The following is a 20915-nucleotide window of genomic DNA, read 5'->3' on the forward strand; positions in this document are numbered from 1 at the left end:
GCCGCAGCGTCAGTCAACTGTAGCCCGGAAGACGCGGGTGGTCTCGTCGACAACACCTTCTCCGAGCTCGAGCACCTCGACATCAGAGAGGCGCTTCCGAAGGATGACCTTTCGGGCCTTCTCGATCTCTTCGTCGACCCGCGCACCCTTCATCAGGATGAGCTGCCCGCCCGAGCGCACCAGGGGCACGGTGAGCGGGATGAGCTTCGACAGGGCACTCACGGCCCGTGCGGTGACCTGGTCGACGACGACGTCGTCAGCGACGTCCTCAGCACGCCCGCGGAGCACCGTGACGTTCTGCAGTCCGAGACGATCGGACTCGGCATGAAGCCAATCCGTCCGCCGCTCCATCGGCTCGATGAGGACGAATTCGACGTCAGGACGGGCGATCGCGAGCACAAGACCCGGCAACCCTGCACCCGAGCCGACGTCAGCAACGCGACCACCGGCCTCCAGGAGGGGCGCCAGCAAGGCGGAATTGAGGATGTGTCGCGTCCAGAGACGGGGCAATTCGAGCGGGCCGATCAGGCCCAGCTCCTCACCCCGTCGCGCAAGTTCGTTCGTGAACGAGCGCGCACCCTCGATCTGGTCACCGAAGAGTACTGCAGCGGCCGCGGGCTCAGCCTCGAGCACCGGTGCTGCCTCGGTCGGAACGGGTGCATCCGTCATCGGGTGACGACCGTGTGGCGGTCCCGACCCTCACCCTCGGACTCCGAGTGGAAGCCCTTCTCAGCGACCAGGTCGTGGACGAGCTTGCGCTCGTACGACGACATCGGGGGGAGCGCAGCCGACGACGAACCGGCTTCGATGCGCTCGACAGCGGTGTCCACGAGCCGCTGCAGCTCGTCAGCACGGGCATCCCGCGAGCCACCGACGTCGAGGATCAGCCGGCTGAACTCGCCGGTCTCGGCCTGCACGGCGATCCGCGTGAGCTCCTGCAGCGCCGTCACGGTGTCGGGCTTCGACAGCACGCGGAGTGCCTCGCCGTCATCGGTGACCGACAAGTACACGCGACCGGCGCGTTCCTCGATCTCGATGTCGCCATCGAGGTCGCAGATGTCGAGGAGTTCCTCGATGTAGTCCGCCGCGATGTCCGCTTCGTCGCGGGCGTCCTCGGTCTCGGTGTCCGTCGTCTCGACGGCGCCTGCGGTGTCCTGCTCGGTCACTTACTTCTTCCCGTTCTTCTTCTGGCGCTGCTTGCCGACCGGCTGCTGACGCTGGGTGGTGACGCGCACGGGCTCGATCTCCGTCGCACCGGCGCCGGCACCGGCCTCGGCGAGGACCGGGGTGGCGGTCCCGCGACGCTGTGCCTTCTTGGCCAGGCGGGCTTCACGAGCCAGAGCGGCTTCGGAGCCGGGAGTCGGCATGCTGCGGATGACGAAGTACTGCTGCGCCATCGTCCAGAGGTTCGAGGCCAGCCAGTAGAACATGACGCCGAGGGGGAAGCTCAGACCCGAGATCACGAAGACCAGCGGGAGGATGTACAGCATCATCTTCTGCTGGCGGTACATCGGAGACTCCTTGGTCTCCGGCGACATGTTCTTGGCGACGAGCTGCAGCTGCGTGATGAACTGCGACGCCGTCATCACGACGATCATGAAGCCCGCGATCGCACGGACCTCCCACCCGGAGGCGTTCGTGAACGTCTCGTGCAGGGGAGCGCCGAACAGGGCCGCGTTGCCGAACGACGCCGCGAGGTCGTTCGTCAGCAGGCCGATGCCCGTCTTGTTGATCTGGGCCTCGTGCAGCACCGAGTACAGCGAGAAGAAGATCGGCATCTGCAGCAGCAGCGGCAGGCAGGAGCTGAGCGGGTTGGTCCCGGTCTCCTTGTAGAGCGCCATCGTCTCGCGGCTCATGGCCTCACGCGAGAACTGGTCCTTCTTGCCCTTGTACTTGTCCTGGATCTTCTTCAGCTGCGGCGCGACCTCGAGCATGCGGCGCTGCGACTTGATCTGCCGGACGAAGATCGGGATCAACGCTGCGCGGACGACGAACGTCAGGAAGATGATCGAGAGCACCCACGTGATGCCCTCGTTCGGGTCCATGCCGATGCTCTCGAAGATCCAGTGGAAGCCGACGAGGATGGCCGAGACCACCCATTTGAGCGGCCAGAGGATCGTTCCGATGATGTCCATGGGGACGGCTACGCCTTTCGAGTGCGCTGGGGGAGCAGGACCGGCCGAACCGTTCCGACCGCGGGGTGCGGCTGCTGCGGGATCGGCGCGAGGACGAACCCGAACCGGTTGACGACGAACGGGTGACGGCGTTCCTTGACGTCGTCGATGCCGCCAGCAGCCCAGGGGTTGCAACGGGCGATGCGCCAGGCGCCCATGGCGGATCCGCGCACGACGCCGTACTGCTGGATCGCCTCGAGGGCGTACCGGGAGCACGACGGGTGGTAGCGGCAGACGTTGCCGTACAGCGGGGAGATCACCGCACGGTAGGCCCGGAGCACGACGACGCACGCGTTGCGTGGGAGCAACGCGATGACCCAGGCGAGCCGGGTCCACAGAGTGCGGTTCATGCTGCCTTCTCCACCCCGCGCGCGAAGGAGCGCGTGACGTCTTCGAGCAGGGTAGGCCATCCGGCCTGCGATGCGGCTGGCAGTACACGGACCACCACGTCGAAGCCCTGAGGGCACTCGACGAGCAGGTCGTGCGCGATCGCCTTGAGCCGCCGCCGGATCAGGTTCCGGGTCACGGCGTTGCCCACCGTCTTCGCGACGATGAAGCCGAACCGCGTCGGTCCGTTGCGATCTGCCGGCTGACGGACCACGGACACGACGACGTGCGCCGTGGCGCTCTTGCGACCACGACGCACGACGTTCCGGTAGTCATCCCCGCGCACGATGCGGTTGGCGCTGGCCAACACTGCGACGCCGGGGTCAGACCGAGGACCGGATCAGGCGATGAGCCTGATCAGGCCGAGAGCTCGGTACGGCCCTTGGCGCGACGCGCCGACAGGATGGCGCGGCCGGCACGCGTCCGCATGCGGAGGCGGAAGCCGTGCTTCTTGGCGCGGCGGCGGTTGTTCGGCTGGAAGGTGCGCTTGCTCATGATGTTCTCCACACGGCTGCTCGCGGCGAGCCGTCACGTATGTGTAGCCGTCCGGGTGTCGAACGACGCAGATGGGCGCGACCAAAGGGCCGCAGTCAACTGGTTAACGGTACGTGACAGCGGCGAGCAGGTCAAACCCCGCCTGGATCGGTCACGCCGTCCCCGCCGGGCCTGGCGCCTCTCGAGCCCATTCTCCACATTGGGGACAACTTCCGTTCGGTGGGACTCGGTCCGGTCCTTTACAGTGGTGTGATCGATCCCCCCGATGGCCGGTACGACAGGGAAGTACTCCTGTCAGACGGCTCGAGGTGGTCGTGGACAACACTGTGGACAACCCTGTGGGAACGTCCGCGGCAACGAGGCGTCGACGAAGCCCCCGGAGCCACCGATCCGCCGGCGACGACCTGGTCCCGAGTGCGGTCCCCGAGGACGCCACCGCATGTCCGACCCCGCAGGACGCACCCTCGTCCGGCAGCGAACGCACGACACGACCCCTGGAGACGAGCGCGACATGACGATGCCGGCCGACCCCGTCGAGGACCTCTGGTCATCCGTACTCGGACTCCTCGCCGAGGACCCCCGCATCACGCCGCAGCTCCACGGGTTCCTGAACCTGGTCGAGCCGAAGGGCGTGCTCGCCGGCACCCTGTACCTCGAGGTGCCGAACGACCTGACCCGGGGCATGCTCGAACAGCGCATCCGCATCCCGATCACCGAGGCGGTCGCCCGCATCGGTGACGACTCGGTCGCGAACTTCGCGATCACGGTCAACCCCGACATGGCCTCGGAGCCGCGGGTGGACCCGAACGTGCCCGAGTACGCCGAGCCCGTGCAGGAAGCCGTCGAGCAGAGTGCCGCTCCGCGCCAGTACATCGAGGCACCGTTCGTGCCGAGCCAGATCGACTCTCCCGGAACCAGCGGGCGCCCCGAGTCGCGGCTCAACCCCAAGTACAACTTCGACAACTTCGTCATCGGGTCGTCGAACCGGTTCGCCCACGCCGCAGCGGTCGCCGTCGCCGAGGCACCGGCCAAGGCCTACAACCCGCTCTTCATCTACGGGGACTCCGGGCTGGGCAAGACCCACCTGCTCCACGCCATCGGGCACTACGCCGAGAGCCTCTACCCGGGGATCCGCGTCCGGTACGTGTCGAGCGAGGAGTTCACCAACGACTTCATCAACTCGATCGCGAACAACCGCTCGAACCAGTTCCAGCAGCGGTACCGCGACATCGACATCCTGCTGATCGACGACATCCAGTTCCTGCAGGGGAAGGACTCCACGCAGGAGGCCTTCTTCCACACCTTCAACACCCTGCACGACCACAACAAGCAGGTCGTCATCACGTCCGACGTCGCGCCGAAGCACCTGACCGGGTTCGAGGACCGGATGCGATCGCGCTTCGAGTGGGGCCTGATCACCGACGTGCAGGCACCCGAGCTCGAGACGCGCATCGCGATCCTCCGCAAGAAGGCACAGTCCGACCACCTGCAGGTGCCCGACGACATCCTCGAGTTCATGGCGTCGAAGGTGTCGAGCAACATCCGCGAGCTCGAGGGCACCCTGATCCGGGTCACCGCGTTCGCGAGCCTGAACCGGACGGCCGTGGACATGGCCCTGGTGCAGACGGTCCTCAAGGACCTGATCACCCTCGACGAGGACAACGTCGTCGCGCCGACGGACATCATCAACCACACCGCGGAGTACTTCAAGCTCTCCGTCGACGACCTGTACGGGTCGTCCCGCTCGCAGGCGATCGCCACGGCACGACAGATCGCGATGTACCTGTGCCGCGAGCTGACGAGCCTGTCCCTGCCCAAGATCGGGCAGCTGTTCGGCAACCGCGACCACACCACCGTGATGTACGCGAACAAGAAGATCACCGAGCTGATGAAGGAGCGTCGGTCGATCTACAACCAGGTCACCGAGCTCACCAGCCGCATCAAGCAAGACCGCCGCTACCGCTGAGATCGGCCCGTTCCCGGCCCCATCCACCATCTGAGACGGTTCCATGGGCCGGACTTCTCACAGTGTGGATAGCCTGTGGATAACTGTGGAGGACACGCCGCCCGGTTGTACACAGGTGGGGGGTCACCTGTGGAGACTGGGGATGGAAGTGGATAGATGAGTTTCATTCATCCCGTTAACGCTCACACACCGCTCACAAGTCACAAGCGTGTAGTTCCCTACTGCGGAGCGGGATGCACAGGGTTATCCACAGTGTGCACAGGCGTTAACACCATTACTCCTGGTTAACGATCAATCTCTGCGGGACAACCTTGTGGACGGCGGGATGACAAGAAATCCGGCCCCCGTCCGCCTGTGCCAGAATGGGGCGGCCGGACAGTCCAAGCCGATCGACAGGGGTTCCAGCTGTGAAGTTCGAGGTCAACCGGGACGTCTTCTCCGAAGCCGTCTCCTTCGCAGTGAAGCTCCTCCCGCAGCGCACGACCCTCCCGATCCTCTCGGGCGTCCTGATCCACGCCGACGGAGATCGTCTGACGCTCTCGTCGTTCGACTACGAGGTGTCGGCGCAGACGTCCATCTCGGCCCAGATCGACGAGCCGGGCACGGTCCTGGTCTCCGGTCGACTCCTGAACGACATCGCGAGCCGGCTGCCGAACGCCCCCGTGTCGTTCACCACCGAGGACGCCAAGATCTCCGTCTCCTGCGGGTCGGCGCACTTCACGTTGCTGTCCATGCCGGTCGAGGAGTACCCGACGCTGCCGGAGATCGGGCCGCAGACCGGTGTGATCCCCGGCGACGCGTTCTCCGAAGCCGTGTCCCAGGTCGCCGTCGCCGCCAGCCGCGACGACGTCACCCCCGTCATCACGGGCGTGCAGCTCGAGGTCGGCGACAACGACCTCTCCCTCATCGCGACGGACCGCTACCGCGTCGCCGTCCGCACCATCGCGTGGGACTCCGGCCGAGTCGGCTCGGACCCCCTGCACGCACTGGTCCCGGCCCGCACCCTGCAGGAGGTCGGCCGCACGTTCGGTTCGGCGTCGACGGTGTCGGTGTCGATCAGCGGCAACTCCGATCGCGAGCTCATCGCGTTCCACGCCGACGACAAGACCGTGACGTCGTTGCTCATCAAGGGCAACTACCCGCCGGTCCGCCGGCTCTTCCCCGAGACCGTCAACGACCACGCGGTGATCAACACCGCGGAGCTCGTCGAGGCGGTCCGACGGGTCTCCCTCGTCCTGGAGCGCGAAGCGGCGCTCCGGTTCTCCTTCACGGTCGACGGGCTCACGCTCGAGGCGATCGGATCCGAACAAGCGCAGGCGTCAGAGTCGATCAGTGCGTTGTTGACCGGCGAGGAAACGGTGGTCTCGTTGAAGCCCGCCTTCCTCCTGGACGGACTGAACGCGGTGCACTCCGAGTTCGTCCGCATCTCCTTCACCAAGACGGAGAACCCCAACAAGCCGGGCCCGGTGCTGATCACCGGCCAGACTTCGCAAGAGGCCGCAGCGACCGATGGATACCGGTACCTGCTGCAGCCGAACCTGCTGCTGCGATAGGCGCAACAGGCAACCTGCGCTGGCGCACACCACCGGCAGCATCAGCGCGACGACGAACAGAAGAGGAAATCATGCACATCGGTCTTGTCGGCCTTGGTCGCATGGGCAACAACATGCGTGCCCGTCTCCGCAACGCAGGTATCGAGGTCACCGGGTACGACGCCAACCCCGCCGTCTCGGACGTCGCCGACCTCGGCGCCCTCGCCGCTGCCCTCCCGGAGGGCAAGCGTCTCGTGTGGGTCATGGTCCCGCACGGCAAGATCACCGACGACGTGATCACCGACCTGGCCGGCGTCCTCAGCGAGGGCGACCTGGTCATCGACGGTGGCAACTCGAAGTGGCTGGACGACACCACGCACGCCGAGCAGCTCGGTGCGCGCGGCATCCGCTACATGGACGCCGGCGTCTCCGGTGGTGTCTGGGGCAAGGACAACGGCTACGGCCTGATGGTCGGCGGTGACGCCGCGGACGTCGAGTTCGCGATGCCCGTGTTCGACGCGCTGCGCCCCGAGGGTCCCCGCGAAGAAGGCTTCTCGCACGCCGGCCCGATCGGCGCCGGCCACTACGCGAAGATGGTCCACAACGGCATCGAGTACGCGATCATGCAGGCGTACGGCGAGGGCTACGAGCTCCTCGAGGCCAAGGACCTGATCACCGACGTCCCCGCCGTGTTCGCCGGCTGGCAGCGCGGAACGGTCGTCCGTTCCTGGCTGCTCGACCTGATGGTGCTCGCGCTGAACGAGGACCCGAAGCTCGACGAGCTCGAGGGCTACGTCGAGGACTCGGGCGAGGGCCGCTGGACGCTGGAAGAGGGCATCGAGCTCGCCGTGCCGATGCCGGCGCTCTCGGCGTCGATCTTCGCGCGCTTCGTCTCGCGCCAGGGCAGCGCCTCGCCGACGATGAAGGCCGTCGCGGCGCTCCGCAACCAGTTCGGCGGTCACGCCGTCAAGAAGTCCTAGGACTTCCCGGGGGAACCCGGACTCGGCCCGCGTGCACGTCGACCATCTCCAACTGACCGACTTCCGGAACTACCGGGAGGCGGACGTCGACCTCGCACGCGGGCCGAACCTGTTCGTCGGGCGCAACGGACAGGGCAAGACCAACCTGGTCGAGGCGATCGGGTACCTGTCCACCCTCGGCTCGCACCGCGTCCCCACCGACGCGGCCCTCGTCCGTCAGGGATGTGACGCCGCGATCGTCCGGGCACGGCTCGCCCACGAGGAACGCAGCATCCTCGCCGAGGTGCAGATCAACCGCACCGGCGCGAACCGCGCGCAGGTGAACCGCTCCGCGATCAAACCGCGCGAGCTGCCGCGCTACTGCACGAGCGTGCTCTTCGCGCCGGAGGACCTGGCGCTCGTCCGAGGCGAGCCGGCCGGTCGGCGCCGGATGCTCGACGAGCTGCTCGGCCAGATCGCGCCGCGGATGCAGGGCGTGCTCGCCGACTACGACCGCACGCTCCGCCAGCGGAACACCCTGCTCAAGTCAGCCCGTGCCACCGGCGCGAAGGCGAACGCCCTGTCGACGCTCGACGTCTGGGACGACCGGCTCGTCGGACTCGGCGCCGAGATCGTCGCGGCACGTGACCACCTGACCCGGCGGCTCGCGCCCTTCGTGGCCGAGGCCTACGCGACCGTCGCCGGCGAGCACCACGACGCCTCGATCACCGGTGTCCTGTCGATCCGTGGTGGCGACCCCGAGTCGGCGGCGGCCACCGATCCCGTCCTCGGGACCCCCGACGAGCCCGTCACGGTCGCGTCGGCGGCCGAGGCCTTCGCAGCCGCGCTGGAGCGACGTCGCCGGGACGAACTCGATCGCGGACTCACCCTCGTGGGGCCGCACCGGGACGACGTTCTGTTCCAGCTGAACGGGTTACCGGCTCGGGGATACGCCAGTCACGGCGAATCCTGGTCCTTCGCGCTGGCCATCCAGCTCGCGAGCGCCTCGATCCTGCGCGCGGAGTCGAACCTGGGAGACCCGATCATCATCCTCGACGACGTCTTCGCCGAGCTCGACGAATCGCGTCGGGAACGACTGGCGAACGCCGTCGCCGACTACGAGCAGGTGCTCATCACGGCCGCGGTGTTCGGCGACGTGCCCCCGAAGCTGGCGGCGCACACCGTGCGGATCGAGGCGGGCACGATCGTGACCGACGAGACGGACGCGATCCCGGCCTCCAGTCCGGCGACGGACCGGAGGGACCAGACGGACGCCACCGGCACAACGGACGCCACCGGCACAACGGACGCTGCCGGCGCAACGGACCCGAGCCCCGCCGGAGCCGACGCCTGATGCCGAAGCCCCGCAAGCCCACCGAGCCCTCGCAGGTGTACCGCCACCTGCGCGCGGTGTTCGGCGACCCGTCCAAGCGCGGCACCGATGCACGCCGCCGCCGAGCCCGCGAGTTCAACGCCGACACCGTGCCGTACGGACGCGGCCGCGAGCCGAAGGGCCTCGCCGACATCGTCGGTTCGCTCGCCCAGGAGCTCGGCTGGACGGAACCCCTCGCCCGCTCCGAGCTCTTCGTGGACTGGCCGAGCGTGGTCGGCGAGGAGCTGGCGAAGCACTCCCGGCCGGTCACCATCGAGGACGGCGCACTCGTCATCCGGTGCGACTCGACGGCCTGGGCGACCCAGCTCCGACTCATGCGTGCGACGGTCACGACGACCATCGCGGAACGGCACCCGGAAGCCGGGGTCGAGTCGATCAGGGTTTCCGGCCCGGACGCCCCCACGTGGAAACGCGGCCCCAGGACGGTCCAGGGGCGCGGTCCTCGCGACACCTACGGTTGAGGCGACGAAATCATCCTGGAGTGCCAGAAAAGCCCGTCTGAGGGGCAGATGAGCCCTCGAAAGAGGGGGCTCTGCGGTAGACTGGGAGGTGCAGTGCGCGGGCGTTCCGCGCGCAGGCAGGAGCACGCTCGACATGGCAGCAGAATCTGAAGACGACCGGCAGAACCCGCTCGGCGCGGAGACCCCGCAGAGCGAACCGTCCTACGGCGCAGACCAGATTCAGGTGCTCGAGGGGCTCGAGGCCGTCCGCAAGCGCCCCGGTATGTACATCGGTTCGACCGGTCCCCGTGGTCTGCACCACCTTGTCCAGGAGATCGTCGACAACTCCGTCGACGAAGCCCTCGCCGGCTACTGCGACACCATCGACGTGAGCATCCGTGAAGACGGTGGCGTCCGCGTCGTCGACAACGGCCGTGGCATCCCGGTCGACGTCCACGCGGCCGAAGGGGTCTCGACCCTGCAGGTCGTCCTCACCGTCTTGCACGCCGGCGGCAAGTTCGGCGGCGGCGGCTACGCCGTCTCCGGTGGTCTGCACGGCGTCGGTTCGTCCGTCGTGAACGCGCTGAGCTCCGAGCTCGACGTCGAGGTCCGTCGGCAGGGCCACGTCTGGCGCCAGAGCTACACCGACGGTGTGCCCGTCGCGCCCGTTTCCCAGGACGAAGCGACGGACGAGACCGGCACGACGATCACGTTCTGGCCGAACGCCGAGATCTTCGAGTCCGTCGTCTTCGACTACGAGACCCTGCGCACGCGCTTCCAGCAGATGGCCTTCCTCAACAAGGGCCTGCGGATCAACCTACGCGACGAGCGCACCCCGGAAGAAGGGGAAGAGGCACGCAAGGACACGTTCATGTACGAGCGCGGTCTCGCCGACTACGTCGAGTACATCAACGCGCAGAAGAAGGCCGACCTCGTCCACCCGGACGTCATCGGCTTCGAGTCCGAGGACCCGGAGCGCAAGATCGCGCTCGAGGTCGCGATGCAGTGGAACACCTCGTACCAGGAGAGCGTCCACACCTTCGCGAACACGATCAACACGCACGAGGGCGGTACCCACGAAGAGGGCTTCCGCGCCGCGCTCACGACCCTCGTCAACCGCTACGCGCGCGAGACGAAGATCATCAAGGAGAAGGACGACAACCTCACGGGTGACGACATCCGCGAAGGGCTGACGGCCGTCATCTCCGTGAAGCTCGGCGAGCCGCAGTTCGAGGGCCAGACGAAGACCAAGCTCGGCAACACCGAGGCGAAGTCGTTCGTGCAGCGCGTCGTCGGCACCGAGCTGACCCACTGGTTCGAGAGCAACCCGACGCAGGCGCGCGACGTCGTCCGCAAGGCGATCCAGGCGTCGCAGGCTCGGCTCGCGGCCCGCAAGGCACGCGAGACCACCCGCCGCAAGGGGCTGCTCGAGTCGGGCGGCATGCCCGGCAAGCTCAAGGACTGCCAGTCGAAGGACCCGACGGTGTCGGAGATCTTCATGGTCGAGGGTGACTCCGCCGGTGGTTCCGCCGTGCAGGGCCGCAACCCGATGACCCAGGCGATCCTGCCCCTGCGTGGCAAGATCCTGAACGTCGAGAAGGCCCGGCTCGACCGCGCCCTCGCGAACCAGGAGATCCAGTCGATGATCACGGCGTTCGGTGCCGGCATCGGTGAGGACTTCGACCCGGACAAGGCCCGGTACCACAAGATCGTGCTGATGGCCGATGCCGACGTCGACGGCCAGCACATCACCACGCTGCTGCTCACGCTGCTGTTCCGCTACATGCGTCCGCTCATCGAGCACGGCTACGTGTACCTCGCGCAGCCGCCGCTGTACCGCCTGAAGTGGTCGAACTCGGCGCACGAGTACGTCTTCAGCGACCGGGAGCGCGACGCGCTGATGCAGGCGGGCCTCGCAGCCGGCAAGCGCATCCCGAAGGACAACGGGATCCAGCGCTACAAGGGTCTCGGCGAGATGGACTACAAGGAGCTCTGGGACACCACGATGAACCCGGACACCCGCACGCTCCTGCAGGTCACGCTGGAGGACGCGGCTGCGGTGGACAGCGTCTTCTCGACGCTGATGGGTGAGGACGTCGACGCACGTCGCCAGTTCATCCAGCAGAACGCCAAGGACGTCCGCTTCCTCGACATCTAACGGCCAGGAGGCGCGGCGTGAGCCGCGTCGACCAGTCCTGACCACCTGTGGTCGCGCCCGGCGCGACCAACGGAACCACAGCCTCCAGGCTGTCCAGAAAGGGAACGAAGCCACATGGCTGACGACAACGAGAACGGCGCCGACGAGCTGCCCGAGATCGTCCACGGCGACAGCGGGGACATCGTCGTCTCCGGTGACCGCATCTCGCAGGTCGACCTGCAGCTCGAGATGCAGCGCTCGTACCTCGACTACGCGATGTCGGTCATCGTCGGTCGTGCCCTGCCGGAGGTCCGCGACGGCCTCAAGCCGGTGCACCGCCGTGTGATCTACGCGATGTTCGACGGCGGCTACCGCCCGGACCGTGCGTTCTCGAAGTGCTCCCGCGTCGTCGGTGACGTCATGGGCCAGTTCCACCCGCACGGTGACTCGGCGATCTACGACGCCCTGGTCCGCCTGGTGCAGCCGTGGTCGCTCCGCTACCCGCTCGCGCTCGGCCAGGGCAACTTCGGTTCGCCGGGCAACGACGGTGCTGCCGCCCCGCGGTACACCGAGACGAAGATGGCGCCGCTCGCGCTCGAGATGGTCCGCGACATCGACGAGGACACCGTCGACTTCCAGGACAACTACGACGGCCGCACCCAGGAGCCGGCGATCCTGCCGGCCCGGTTCCCGAACCTGCTCGTCAACGGCTCGGTCGGCATCGCGGTCGGCATGGCGACGAACATCCCGCCGCACAACCTGCGCGAGGTCGCCGAGGGTGCCAAGTGGGCGCTCGACAACCCCGACGCCACCCGCGAAGAGCTCCTCGCCGCGCTCATGCAGCGCATCAAGGGCCCGGACTTCCCGACCGGTGCGCAGGTGCTCGGCACCAAGGGCATCCAGGACGCCTACCGCACCGGCCGTGGCTCGATCACGATGCGTGCCGTCGTCTCGGTGGAGGAGATCCAGGGTCGCACCTGCCTCGTCGTCACCGAGCTGCCGTACCAGGTCAACCCGGACAACCTGGCGATCAAGATCGCCGAGCTCGTCAAGGACGGCAAGCTCGCCGGTGTCGCCGACATCCGTGACGAGACCTCGGGCCGTACCGGGCAGCGCCTGGTGATCGTGCTGAAGCGCGACGCCGTCGCCAAGGTCGTGCTGAACAACCTGTACAAGCACACCCAGCTGCAGGAGAACTTCGGCGCGAACATGCTCGCGATCGTCGACGGGGTGCCCCGCACCCTGCCGCTCGACGGTTTCATCTCGGCGTGGGTCGCGCACCAGGTCGACGTCATCGTCCGCCGGACGCAGTTCCGTCTGCGCGAGGCCGAGAAGCGCGCCCACATCCTGCGCGGCTACTTGGCTGCGCTCGACGCCCTCGACGAGGTCATCGCGCTCATCCGTCGCTCGCCCGACGTCGAAGAGGCCCGCACCGGCCTGATGGACCTGCTGTCCGTCGACGAGATCCAGGCGCGCGCGATCCTCGAGCTGCAGCTCCGTCGTCTCGCCGCCCTCGAGCGTCAGAAGATCCACGACGAGGCCGAAGAGCTCGAGCGCAAGATCGCCGACTTCCAGGACATCCTCGGGTCGGAGAGCCGTCAGCGCTCGATCATCCGCGACGAGCTGAGCGAGATCGTCGACCGCTTCGGTGACGACCGCCGGACCGAGATCATGTTCGGCTACGACGGCGACATGTCGATGGAAGACCTGATCCCCGAAGAGGAGATGGTCGTCACCATCACCCGCGGTGGCTACGTCAAGCGCACGCGCAGCGACCAGTACCGCTCGCAGCACCGCGGCGGCCGAGGCGTCCGCGGAGCCCAGCTCCGCGCCGACGACATCGTCGAGCACTTCTTCGTCACGACGACGCACCACTGGCTCCTGTTCCTCACCGACCAGGGCCGGGTCTACCGCGCGAAGGCGTACGAGCTGCAGGAAGCCGGCCGCGACGCGAAGGGCCAGCACGTCGCGAACCTCCTCGCGATGCAGCCCGACGAGCAGATCCAGCAGGTGCTCGACATCCGCGACTACGAGGTCGCGCAGTACCTCGTCCTCGCGACCGAGCACGGCCTGGTGAAGAAGACCGCGCTCACCGAGTACGACACGAACCGCACCGGCGGCATCATCGCGATCAACCTGCGCGACGGCGACAAGCTCCGCCAGGCGCTGCTCGTCGACGAGCACGACGACCTGCTCCTGGTGTCCCGCCAGGGCATGTCGCTCCGGTTCACGGCGACGAACGACACCCTGCGTCCGATGGGTCGCTCGACCTCGGGCGTGAAGGGCATGTCCTTCCGCGACGGCGACTCCCTGCTCGCAGCCCGGGTCGTGTCCGACGACGGCTTCGTCTGGGTGATGACCGAGGGCGGCTACGCCAAGCGCACCGCGGTCGACCAGTACCGCGTGCAGGGCCGTGGTGGTCTGGGCATCAAGGTGGCCAAGTTGGCGGTCGACCGGGGCGACCTTGTGGGCGCTCTCATCGTCGGCGAGGACGACGAGGTGCTCGTCGTGCTGCAATCGGGCAAGGTGGTAAGGTCTGCCGTGGCCGAGGTCCCTGCCAAGGGCCGTGACACGATGGGCGTCGTCTTCGCGAGGTTTGCGGAGAACGACCGGATCATCGCGGTGGCCCGGAACACCGAGCGGAACCTGGACGACCAGGACGACGCCGAGATCGAGCCCGCGGGCCCGGTGGAGACGGTCAGCCCTGCCGAAGCGGCCCCGGATTCCACTGATCCCATCGACACCGAGCCCGTCGCAGACGAGGCCGGAGAGGACCAGTCAAGCAATGAGTAGTGTCGCCGAGAAGCTCCAGAAGAAGGCGAAGCGACCCGTCGGCACCCGCCAGGTGCGGTTGCGGCTGGTCTACGTCGACTTCTGGTCGATGGTGAAGCTGAGCTTCCTCATCGCCCTGGCCGGCAGCATCGTGATCGTGGTCGCCACGGCACTGGTGTGGGTCATCCTGAACCAGACGGGTGTGTTCACCCAGGTCGACGCCCTGTTGAAGGACGTCACCGGACAGAACAGTTACTCGATCATGGACCAGTTCTCGCTGGGCCAGGTGCTCGGGTTCTCCATCGTCGTGGGCATCCTCAACGTGGTCGTCGGCACCGTGCTCGGCGCCATCGTGAGCGTGCTCTACAACCTCAGTGTGCGGATCACGGGCGGTCTGCTCGTGGGCTTCACGAACAACTGACACACCCGGGTCGGATGGGCCCACTGCTCGATTTCGTTCCGGCGGCATCGTACGGTAGGCTTTCATCCGGTCTGAGGGGCTATAGCTCAGGCGGTTAGAGCGCTTCGCTGATAACGAAGAGGTCCAAGGTTCAAGTCCTTGTAGCCCCACCAGTTCTCCGGAACAGCACGACAATTCCATCCCGTCGCCGATCACCTCGGTGGCACTCGGGGCCTTAGCTCAGTTGGTAGAGCGCCTGCTTTGCAAGCAGGATGTCGGGAGTTCGATTCTCCCAGGCTCCACTCCCTCTGCACGAGTGCTGCTTCGCTCGTTCCTCGCTACGCCGGTCTCGGTCGTCGTGCTTGTCTGCGCGCCTTCGGCGACGCGCCGCTCCGCGGTAGCTGGGTCCGCCATGCGACGGCCGGGTTCGCCATGCGCTGCCGTCTTCGTTGAGTGGTCACGACATGCCGCGTGCGCGGTGGTGTGGTGGCACGAAGTGTCGTCTGCGGGCCGCGTGGGCGACAGGTTACGACCACCTGGCGTCGCGCCCGCGCGATGCGCGATCAGTGCCGGACGGGAGGCGCGGGGTCAGGCCGGCGCGGGCCTCCAGGTCGGTGGGTGGGCGCGTTCAGGGCACGCGGTGCTGGTGTCCGCATGCCCGGCCCGGAGAACGACGAAGGGCCCCGGCGACAGCCGGGGCCCTTCGTACGAACCGGGAGGTCAGGCGGCGGGCTTCTCCGCCGTGTCGGCGTCGTCGGCGACCCACAGGTCATCGTCGGCGCGGAGCGTCTGGTACGCGGCGTACGCAGCACCGGCGACGGCGACGACGCCGACGATGATGAGTGCGACTCCGCCGAAGCCGAGACCCTTCTTCTGCTGCGACGGGACGTACTTCGCCGCGGCCTTCTTCGCGCTCTTGCTCTTCTTCTGCGCGTTCTTCACGATCTTCTTGACCCGGGGGTCCTTCGCGAGATCGGTCACGCTCAGCACCGAACCAGCGGTCGAGACGAGTCCGGGGACCACCTCGGACTGGAACTTGTGCGAAGCACTCTGCGCTGCCGAGGTGGCAGCGTGCACGCCGGTTGCGAACGCGGGACGGATCCCGTTGTCGATCGCGTTCTGCACGCGGGGTGCGATGTCCTTGCGAGCTGCGTCCGCGGCGTTCGACCGGGCCTCAGCCAGGATCGCGTTCGCGTGCTCGAGGACCTTGCGCTGCTCGCCGAGGAGCGAGGCGGTCTGGCCCTTGAGCTTCTTGATCTGCTTCCGACGCTTTCGCGGGATCTCGATCGTCGTCATCTGGTACCTCCATCGGATCGGCGTGCCCCCATCCTGCCACCACACTGCCTGACAGGTCACGGAACCGCAGCTGTGCAATCCGTCCGCGGTCAGGAGTACATGCGAGAATCGGAACATGTCTCTGCACACCGCTGTCGCAACGATCCACACCAACAAGGGCGACATCCGCGTCAACCTGTTCGGCAACCACGCACCGAAGACCGTCAAGAACTTCGTCGACCTCGCCACGGGCCAGCAGGAGTGGACCCACCCCGGCACGGGCAAGGTCTCGACCGACAAGCTCTACGACGGCGTGATCTTCCACCGCATCATCAAGGACTTCATGATCCAGGGCGGCGACCCGCTCGGCCAGGGCATCGGTGGCCCCGGTTACCGCTTCGACGACGAGATCTCCCCGGAGCTCACGTTCCAGAACCCCTACATCTTCGCCATGGCGAACGCCGGCATCCAGGGCGGCCGCGGCACCAACGGCTCGCAGTTCTTCATCACCACGGTGGCGACGCCGTGGCTGCAGGGCAAGCACACCATCTTCGGTGAGGTCGCCGACGACGAGTCCCGCGCGGTCGTCGACGCGATCGAGGGTGTTCCGACCGACGGTCGCGACAAGCCCGTCGAGGACGTCGTCATCCAGAGCATCGACGTCGAAGGCGTCTGACCCTCACGTGACCGACCAGGCGTACAACCCGAACAACACCTGCTACCGGCATCCGGACCGGCAGAGCTTCGTCCTCTGCCAGCGCTGTGGGCGGACGATCTGCCCGGAGTGCCAGACGCCGGCGGCGGTCGGGGTGCACTGCCCGGAGTGCGTGCGTGAACAGCGCGCACAGTTCGCAGCGAACCGCCGAGCGTCCGGAGCCCCGAGTGGGTTCACGGTCGCTCGGCGGCGCTTCGCCATGCTCGACCAGAAGGCCACGGTCGTCATCGTGGCCGTCACGGTCGCCATCTGGCTGCTCGATCAGGTGAGCGGTGGGTTCTTCTCGAGCCTGTTCGCCTACAACTCGCTGTTGTTCCCGACCCAGCCATGGCGCGTGGTGACGGTCCTGTTCGTGCACTCGGGCATCTTCCACATCCTGTTCAACATGTGGGCGCTGTGGATCTTCGGTCGGATGCTCGAGAACATGCTCGGTGCCTGGCGGTTCCTGGCGCTGTACTTCATCACCGGGATCTTCGGGTCGATGCTCGTGACCTTTCTCGCTCCGGGCACCTGGGTCGTCGGAGCGTCCGGTGCCATCTTCGGTCTCTTCGCCGCGTTCTTCGTGCTGCAGCGCAGCCTGGGGAACAACGCCGTGCAACTCCTCGTGATCATCGGGCTGAACCTGGTGATCGGGTTCCTGCCCGGGACCAACATCTCGTGGCAGGCGCACGTCGGCGGGATCATCGGTGGGTTCGTGATGGGCTTCGTCTTCGCGCAGACGCGGAACATCCGGAAGCGCCCCTTGCAGATCGCGTTGATCGTCGCTGCGGCGGTGCTCGGCCTCGCCCTCACTGCAGTCGGGTACGCCGTCACGGTCGGATGACACGTCGGCAGCACCACCCTCGAACGCCCCGTCGCACTGCGGCGGGGCGTTCGTCGTTCCCGGGGCGCACCGCTCCTGCTCATCCACAGCTCTCCACAGCGTCCCCGGGAGTTATCCACAGGTGTGGAGAAGTCGGTGAGTTACACCAGTGTGATTATCCCCACTGTGGACTCAGCTGTGGATAACTCCGGGGTGCGGGTGTGGAGGACCGTGTGGAGAGTGGGGAAAAGTGTGGAGAACGGCCGGATCGTCGAGGATCTGCGTTCCACCGGTGCTCGACCTTGTGGAGAACGACAACGCCCGCCGGACCTTGCGGTGCGACGGGCGTTGAGAGAACAGCGGACTGGGGGTCAGCGCCACCGGGTGGTCATGAGGAAGCCGACGAACATGATGCCGAAGCCGATCACGATGTTCCACGAGCCGAGGCTCGGAACCGGCAGCGTGGCGTTCGAGATGTAGAAGACGATCACCCACACCAGACCGATGAGCATGAAGCCGAACATGACCGGCTTGAACCACACCGGGTTCGGGGCGTCCCCCGCGGTGTCGACCGAGTCAGCTCGGGTCGTCCGGGCGGGCTTGGTGCGGTCCTTGTCCTTGGCCATGGCCGGTATCCTACCGTGACCACGTGTGTGGATCGGCCCGCGGACCGCCGCACACATCCCCCACGAGTACGGTGAACCGCCATGACCAGGATCCTCGTCGTCGACAACTACGACAGCTTCGTCTACACGCTCAACGGGTACGTGCAGCAACTCGGCGCCGAGACCGACGTCGTGCGCAACGATGCCTTCCCCGAGTCCGAGATCGCCGACCGCATCGCCGAGTACGACGGCGTGCTCCTGTCCCCGGGTCCGGGAACACCAGCGGCTGCGGGCGTCTCGATCCCCACGGTGCACGCGGCCATCGCTGCCGAGACCCCCCTGCTGGGTGTCTGCCTGGGGCACCAGGCCATCGCTGAGGCCCTCGGTGCCACGGTGACGCACGCCGAGGAGCTCATGCACGGCAAGACCTCCGAGGTCGACCACGACGACAGCGCGCTCTTCGCCGGCGTCCCGCACCCCTTCACGGCCACCCGGTACCACTCGCTCGCGATCGTCGACGGCACCGTCCCCGACGAGCTCACCGTGACCGCGCGCACCGAGGGCGGGGTCATCATGGGCGTCCAGCACCGTGAGCACCCCGTGTTCGGCGTGCAGTTCCACCCGGAGTCCGTGCTGACCGAGGGCGGCTACCGCATGGTCGGCAACTGGCTCGAGACCACCGGCCTGACCGGGGCCGCCGAGCGTGCCGCCGACCTCGGGCCGCTCATCGCCACGCACCGCGCCTGACGAACGCCCGCGGCGACAGACGCCGGCGTGTCCTCGAGACGCCGCCGGATCCGGCGGCGTCTCGTGCGTTCCGGAGCGCCGTGCCGACACGACGGCGTCTGCCCGGCACTGGACCGGACCGCCTGCGTGAGGTGTCGCTGGAGGCGGTCGTGCGCCGTACCTCCAGGCCGTTGTGTCCAGCGCGGCGAACTGAGGCGCCGATCAGACGTGCCTACAGGCATGGAGGCCGAACCGGAGGCCCGTCACCCGTCCGTCAGGAGGGTCAGTTCAGGAGACGGTCGGCTCAGCGACCGTCGTCACCCTTGCCGTCACCGCTGTCGCTGTTCCCGCTCTTGTCGCCACTGTCGTCGTTCGAGGTCGGGGCCTTCGACGGCGCCGCGGAGCGTGCGCAGTAGGTGAGCGTGACGGCGCTGCCCTGGGCGACGTCACCGGCAGGGGTGTCCTGCTGGGTGACGAGGCCACCCGTGCACGAGTACGACGGAGCGCCGTTCACGGTGAGCCCGAGCTGCTCCACGGTGGCCTTCGCCGCCGGGAACTGCTGCTGCGTGACGTCCGGCAGCTGGACCTTGCCGTTGGAGATGGTGAGGTTGATCACGATCCCCTTGGTGTGCAGGGACCCTGACTCGGGGTCGGAACTCAGCACCGTGCCCTCGGGCACGTCGGCCGAGTAGTCGCTCGAGATCGCGCCGAGACGGAACCCGGCGTCGTCGAGAGACTGTTGCGCCGCGGCCTGTGACTGGCCGTCCAGCTCGGGCACGGGGATGCGTTCCGGGCCGAGGGACACGACGACGTCGACGTTCTGGTTGCGCCCGAGGTTCACCCCCGAGCCGGGGTCCGTCCGGATGACCATGCCCTTGTCGACACTGTCGGAGTTCTCCTCGACCTTGACGGGCTTGAGGGACTTCTTCTCGATGGCGCTGGCGGCGGCGCTGTAGGTCGAGCCCGCGACGTTCGGCACGCTGACCGAGGACGACACCGGTGGCTTGCCGGGTTGCAGGTTCGCGACGAAGAACACCACGGCGACGATGACCGCGACCGTGAGCAGGATGCCGACCCAGATCCACGCCACCGGTGGGCGGTTCTGCGTGCGCTGCGGTCGGTGCTCGGCGGTGTCGTCGTCGAGCTCGCGGAACGCCGATGCTGCGTTCGTCGTCGTGCGGGGGTCGACGCCGAACAGCACGGTCGACGCGTCGTTCGCAGCGTTCTGCTGCTGCTTCTTGGTGGACGCGGGGACCCGGCCTGCTGCAGCCTGCTGCAGGTCGGCGCGGAACTCGGCCGCGTTCTGGAACCGGCGGGTGCGGTCCTTGACCAGGGCGTGGAGGGTCACGGCGTCGAGGGCAGGTGACACGTCGGGCGAGATCGTCGACGGTGCGACCGCCTGCTCGCTGACGTGCTGGTACGCGACCGCCACCGGGGTGTCGCCGAGGAACGGTGCGCGACCGGTGAGGAGCTCGAAGAGCACGACGCCCGTGGAGTAGAGGTCGGTGCGGGCGTCGACGGTCTCGCCTCGGGCCTGCTCCGGCGAGAAGTACGAGGCGGTGCCGAGGATCGACGTGGTCTGCGCGACCGTCGCCGAGGTGTCGGTGATGGCACGGGCGATGCCGAAGTCCATGACCTTGACCTGGCCGCTGTGCGTGACCATGACGTTGGCGGGCTTGATGTCCCGGTGGACGACGCCGGCGCGGTGCGAGTACTCGAGTGCGGTGAGGATGCCCTCGGTGATGCGGACGGCTTCGTCCGGGGCGACGGCGCCCTCGGCGATGATGTCGGAGAGCGGTCGGCCCTCGACGTACTCCATCACGATGAAGGGGACCTGCACCTCGGCACCCGACGGCTCGGACACCGTCTCTTCGCCGGCGTCGTACACGCGGACCACGGTCGGGTGCGCCATGCGGGCGGCGGCCTGGGCTTCCTGTCGGAAACGCGTGCGGAAGGCCGGGTCGTTGGCGAGGCTCGGCTTGAGGAGCTTCACCGCGACCTTGCGGCCGAGACGGGTGTCGATGCCGAGGTGCACGGTCGCCATGCCGCCCCGACCGATGACGTCACCGATCTCGTAGCGATTGGCGAGGAGCGTGATCCCCGCGGTCACACCTTCTGGCACGTACTCCTCCGTCTG

At 67.4% G+C, this 20915-nt stretch carries 20 protein-coding genes and 2 tRNA genes; 13 read left to right on the forward strand and 9 right to left on the reverse strand.

Features of this window, described 5'->3' with window-relative positions; genetic code table 11:
* Positions 1-9: 9 nt before the first annotated feature.
* Genes rsmG through rpmH form a run of 6 tightly spaced genes read right to left on the reverse strand, consistent with a single transcriptional unit; the run spans position 10 to position 3056 of the window.
* Positions 10-669 carry a 16S rRNA (guanine(527)-N(7))-methyltransferase RsmG gene (gene rsmG / locus FFG40_RS02955; RefSeq protein ID WP_138802191.1) on the reverse strand — a complete coding sequence of 220 codons (660 nt, stop codon included), beginning with the start codon at positions 667-669 and terminating at the stop codon, positions 10-12.
* Positions 666-1166 (reverse strand): R3H domain-containing nucleic acid-binding protein, encoded by a 501-nt coding sequence (locus FFG40_RS02960; protein ID WP_071248630.1) that lies wholly within the window; start codon positions 1164-1166, stop codon positions 666-668. Before FFG40_RS02960 ends, rsmG begins: the two co-directional genes overlap by 4 nt.
* Positions 1167-2135, reverse strand: a complete 969-nt coding sequence (gene yidC, locus FFG40_RS02965) for a membrane protein insertase YidC (RefSeq protein ID WP_111032520.1) — start codon at positions 2133-2135, stop codon at positions 1167-1169.
* An 8-nt stretch (positions 2136-2143) separates the two neighbouring features.
* Positions 2144-2524, reverse strand: coding sequence for a membrane protein insertion efficiency factor YidD (gene yidD / locus FFG40_RS02970; protein WP_071248636.1), 381 nt, complete (start codon positions 2522-2524; stop codon positions 2144-2146).
* Positions 2521-2871 (reverse strand): ribonuclease P protein component, encoded by a 351-nt coding sequence (gene rnpA, locus FFG40_RS02975; RefSeq protein ID WP_027466914.1) that lies wholly within the window; start codon positions 2869-2871, stop codon positions 2521-2523. Before rnpA ends, yidD begins: the two co-directional genes overlap by 4 nt.
* Before the next feature lie 47 nt (positions 2872-2918).
* A complete protein-coding gene (gene rpmH, locus FFG40_RS02980; protein WP_022889115.1) occupies positions 2919-3056 on the reverse strand; it encodes a 50S ribosomal protein L34 in 138 nt (45 codons plus the stop codon).
* Positions 3057-3567: 511 nt separating this feature from the next.
* On the opposite strand from rpmH, the gene dnaA reads away from it, so the two are divergent.
* The 10 genes from dnaA to FFG40_RS03030 all read left to right on the forward strand — a co-directional run bounded on the left by dnaA (position 3568) and on the right by FFG40_RS03030 (position 14957).
* Positions 3568-5022 carry a chromosomal replication initiator protein DnaA gene (dnaA, locus tag FFG40_RS02985; RefSeq protein WP_027466915.1) on the forward strand — a complete coding sequence of 485 codons (1455 nt, stop codon included), beginning with the start codon at positions 3568-3570 and terminating at the stop codon, positions 5020-5022.
* 407 nt (positions 5023-5429) lie between these two features.
* Positions 5430-6575, forward strand: a complete 1146-nt coding sequence (dnaN, locus tag FFG40_RS02990; RefSeq protein ID WP_027466916.1) for a DNA polymerase III subunit beta — start codon at positions 5430-5432, stop codon at positions 6573-6575.
* Between the two features lie 71 nt (positions 6576-6646).
* Positions 6647-7534 carry a phosphogluconate dehydrogenase (NAD(+)-dependent, decarboxylating) gene (gnd, locus tag FFG40_RS02995; protein WP_138802192.1) on the forward strand — a complete coding sequence of 296 codons (888 nt, stop codon included), beginning with the start codon at positions 6647-6649 and terminating at the stop codon, positions 7532-7534.
* A gap of 31 nt (positions 7535-7565) precedes the next feature.
* A complete protein-coding gene (recF, locus tag FFG40_RS03000) occupies positions 7566-8867 on the forward strand; it encodes a DNA replication/repair protein RecF (RefSeq protein ID WP_260678773.1) in 1302 nt (433 codons plus the stop codon).
* A complete protein-coding gene (locus FFG40_RS03005; protein WP_138802193.1) occupies positions 8867-9367 on the forward strand; it encodes a DUF721 domain-containing protein in 501 nt (166 codons plus the stop codon). The genes recF and FFG40_RS03005 overlap by 1 nt, the downstream gene beginning before the upstream one ends.
* 133 nt (positions 9368-9500) lie before the next feature.
* Positions 9501-11504: a DNA topoisomerase (ATP-hydrolyzing) subunit B gene (gene gyrB / locus FFG40_RS03010; protein ID WP_138802194.1), complete on the forward strand. Its 2004-nt coding sequence runs from the start codon at positions 9501-9503 to the stop codon at positions 11502-11504.
* A 114-nt stretch (positions 11505-11618) separates the two neighbouring features.
* Positions 11619-14276, forward strand: a complete 2658-nt coding sequence (gene gyrA, locus FFG40_RS03015; RefSeq protein WP_138802195.1) for a DNA gyrase subunit A — start codon at positions 11619-11621, stop codon at positions 14274-14276.
* On the forward strand, positions 14269-14676 hold the full coding sequence (locus FFG40_RS03020) for a DUF3566 domain-containing protein (protein ID WP_027466922.1): 408 nt from the start codon (positions 14269-14271) through the stop codon (positions 14674-14676). The genes gyrA and FFG40_RS03020 overlap by 8 nt, the downstream gene beginning before the upstream one ends.
* Before the next feature lie 75 nt (positions 14677-14751).
* A tRNA-Ile gene (locus FFG40_RS03025) sits at positions 14752-14828 on the forward strand.
* Between the two features lie 56 nt (positions 14829-14884).
* Positions 14885-14957 (forward strand) — tRNA-Ala (locus tag FFG40_RS03030).
* Between the two features lie 418 nt (positions 14958-15375).
* On the opposite strand, the gene FFG40_RS03035 is transcribed toward FFG40_RS03030, so the two are convergent.
* Positions 15376-15951 (reverse strand): hypothetical protein, encoded by a 576-nt coding sequence (locus FFG40_RS03035; protein WP_051597033.1) that lies wholly within the window; start codon positions 15949-15951, stop codon positions 15376-15378.
* Positions 15952-16066: 115 nt separating this feature from the next.
* On the opposite strand from FFG40_RS03035, the gene FFG40_RS03040 reads away from it, so the two are divergent.
* Together FFG40_RS03040 and FFG40_RS03045 are read left to right on the forward strand one after the other, a co-directional pair.
* Positions 16067-16606, forward strand: a complete 540-nt coding sequence (locus tag FFG40_RS03040; RefSeq protein ID WP_027466924.1) for a peptidylprolyl isomerase — start codon at positions 16067-16069, stop codon at positions 16604-16606.
* A gap of 7 nt (positions 16607-16613) precedes the next feature.
* Positions 16614-17468, forward strand: coding sequence for a rhomboid family intramembrane serine protease (locus tag FFG40_RS03045; RefSeq protein ID WP_138802196.1), 855 nt, complete (start codon positions 16614-16616; stop codon positions 17466-17468).
* Between the two features lie 350 nt (positions 17469-17818).
* Here FFG40_RS03045 and FFG40_RS03050 read toward each other — a convergent pair whose 3' ends face one another.
* The gene (locus FFG40_RS03050; protein WP_027466926.1) at positions 17819-18073 is read right to left on the reverse strand and encodes a cell division protein CrgA; all 255 of its coding nucleotides are present in this window, start codon (positions 18071-18073) and stop codon (positions 17819-17821) included.
* 81 nt (positions 18074-18154) lie between these two features.
* On the opposite strand from FFG40_RS03050, the gene FFG40_RS03055 reads away from it, so the two are divergent.
* Entirely contained in the window at positions 18155-18799 is a 645-nt protein-coding gene (locus tag FFG40_RS03055) for an aminodeoxychorismate/anthranilate synthase component II (RefSeq protein ID WP_138802197.1), read from the forward strand.
* 283 nt (positions 18800-19082) lie between these two features.
* On the opposite strand, the gene pknB is transcribed toward FFG40_RS03055, so the two are convergent.
* Positions 19083-20900, reverse strand: a complete 1818-nt coding sequence (pknB, locus tag FFG40_RS03060) for a Stk1 family PASTA domain-containing Ser/Thr kinase (RefSeq protein ID WP_260678774.1) — start codon at positions 20898-20900, stop codon at positions 19083-19085.
* Positions 20901-20915: the final 15 nt, after the last annotated feature.

This window comes from Curtobacterium sp. KBS0715 (genome assembly GCF_005938005.2).
Taxonomy (GTDB): Bacteria; Actinomycetota; Actinomycetes; order Actinomycetales; family Microbacteriaceae; genus Curtobacterium; species Curtobacterium flaccumfaciens.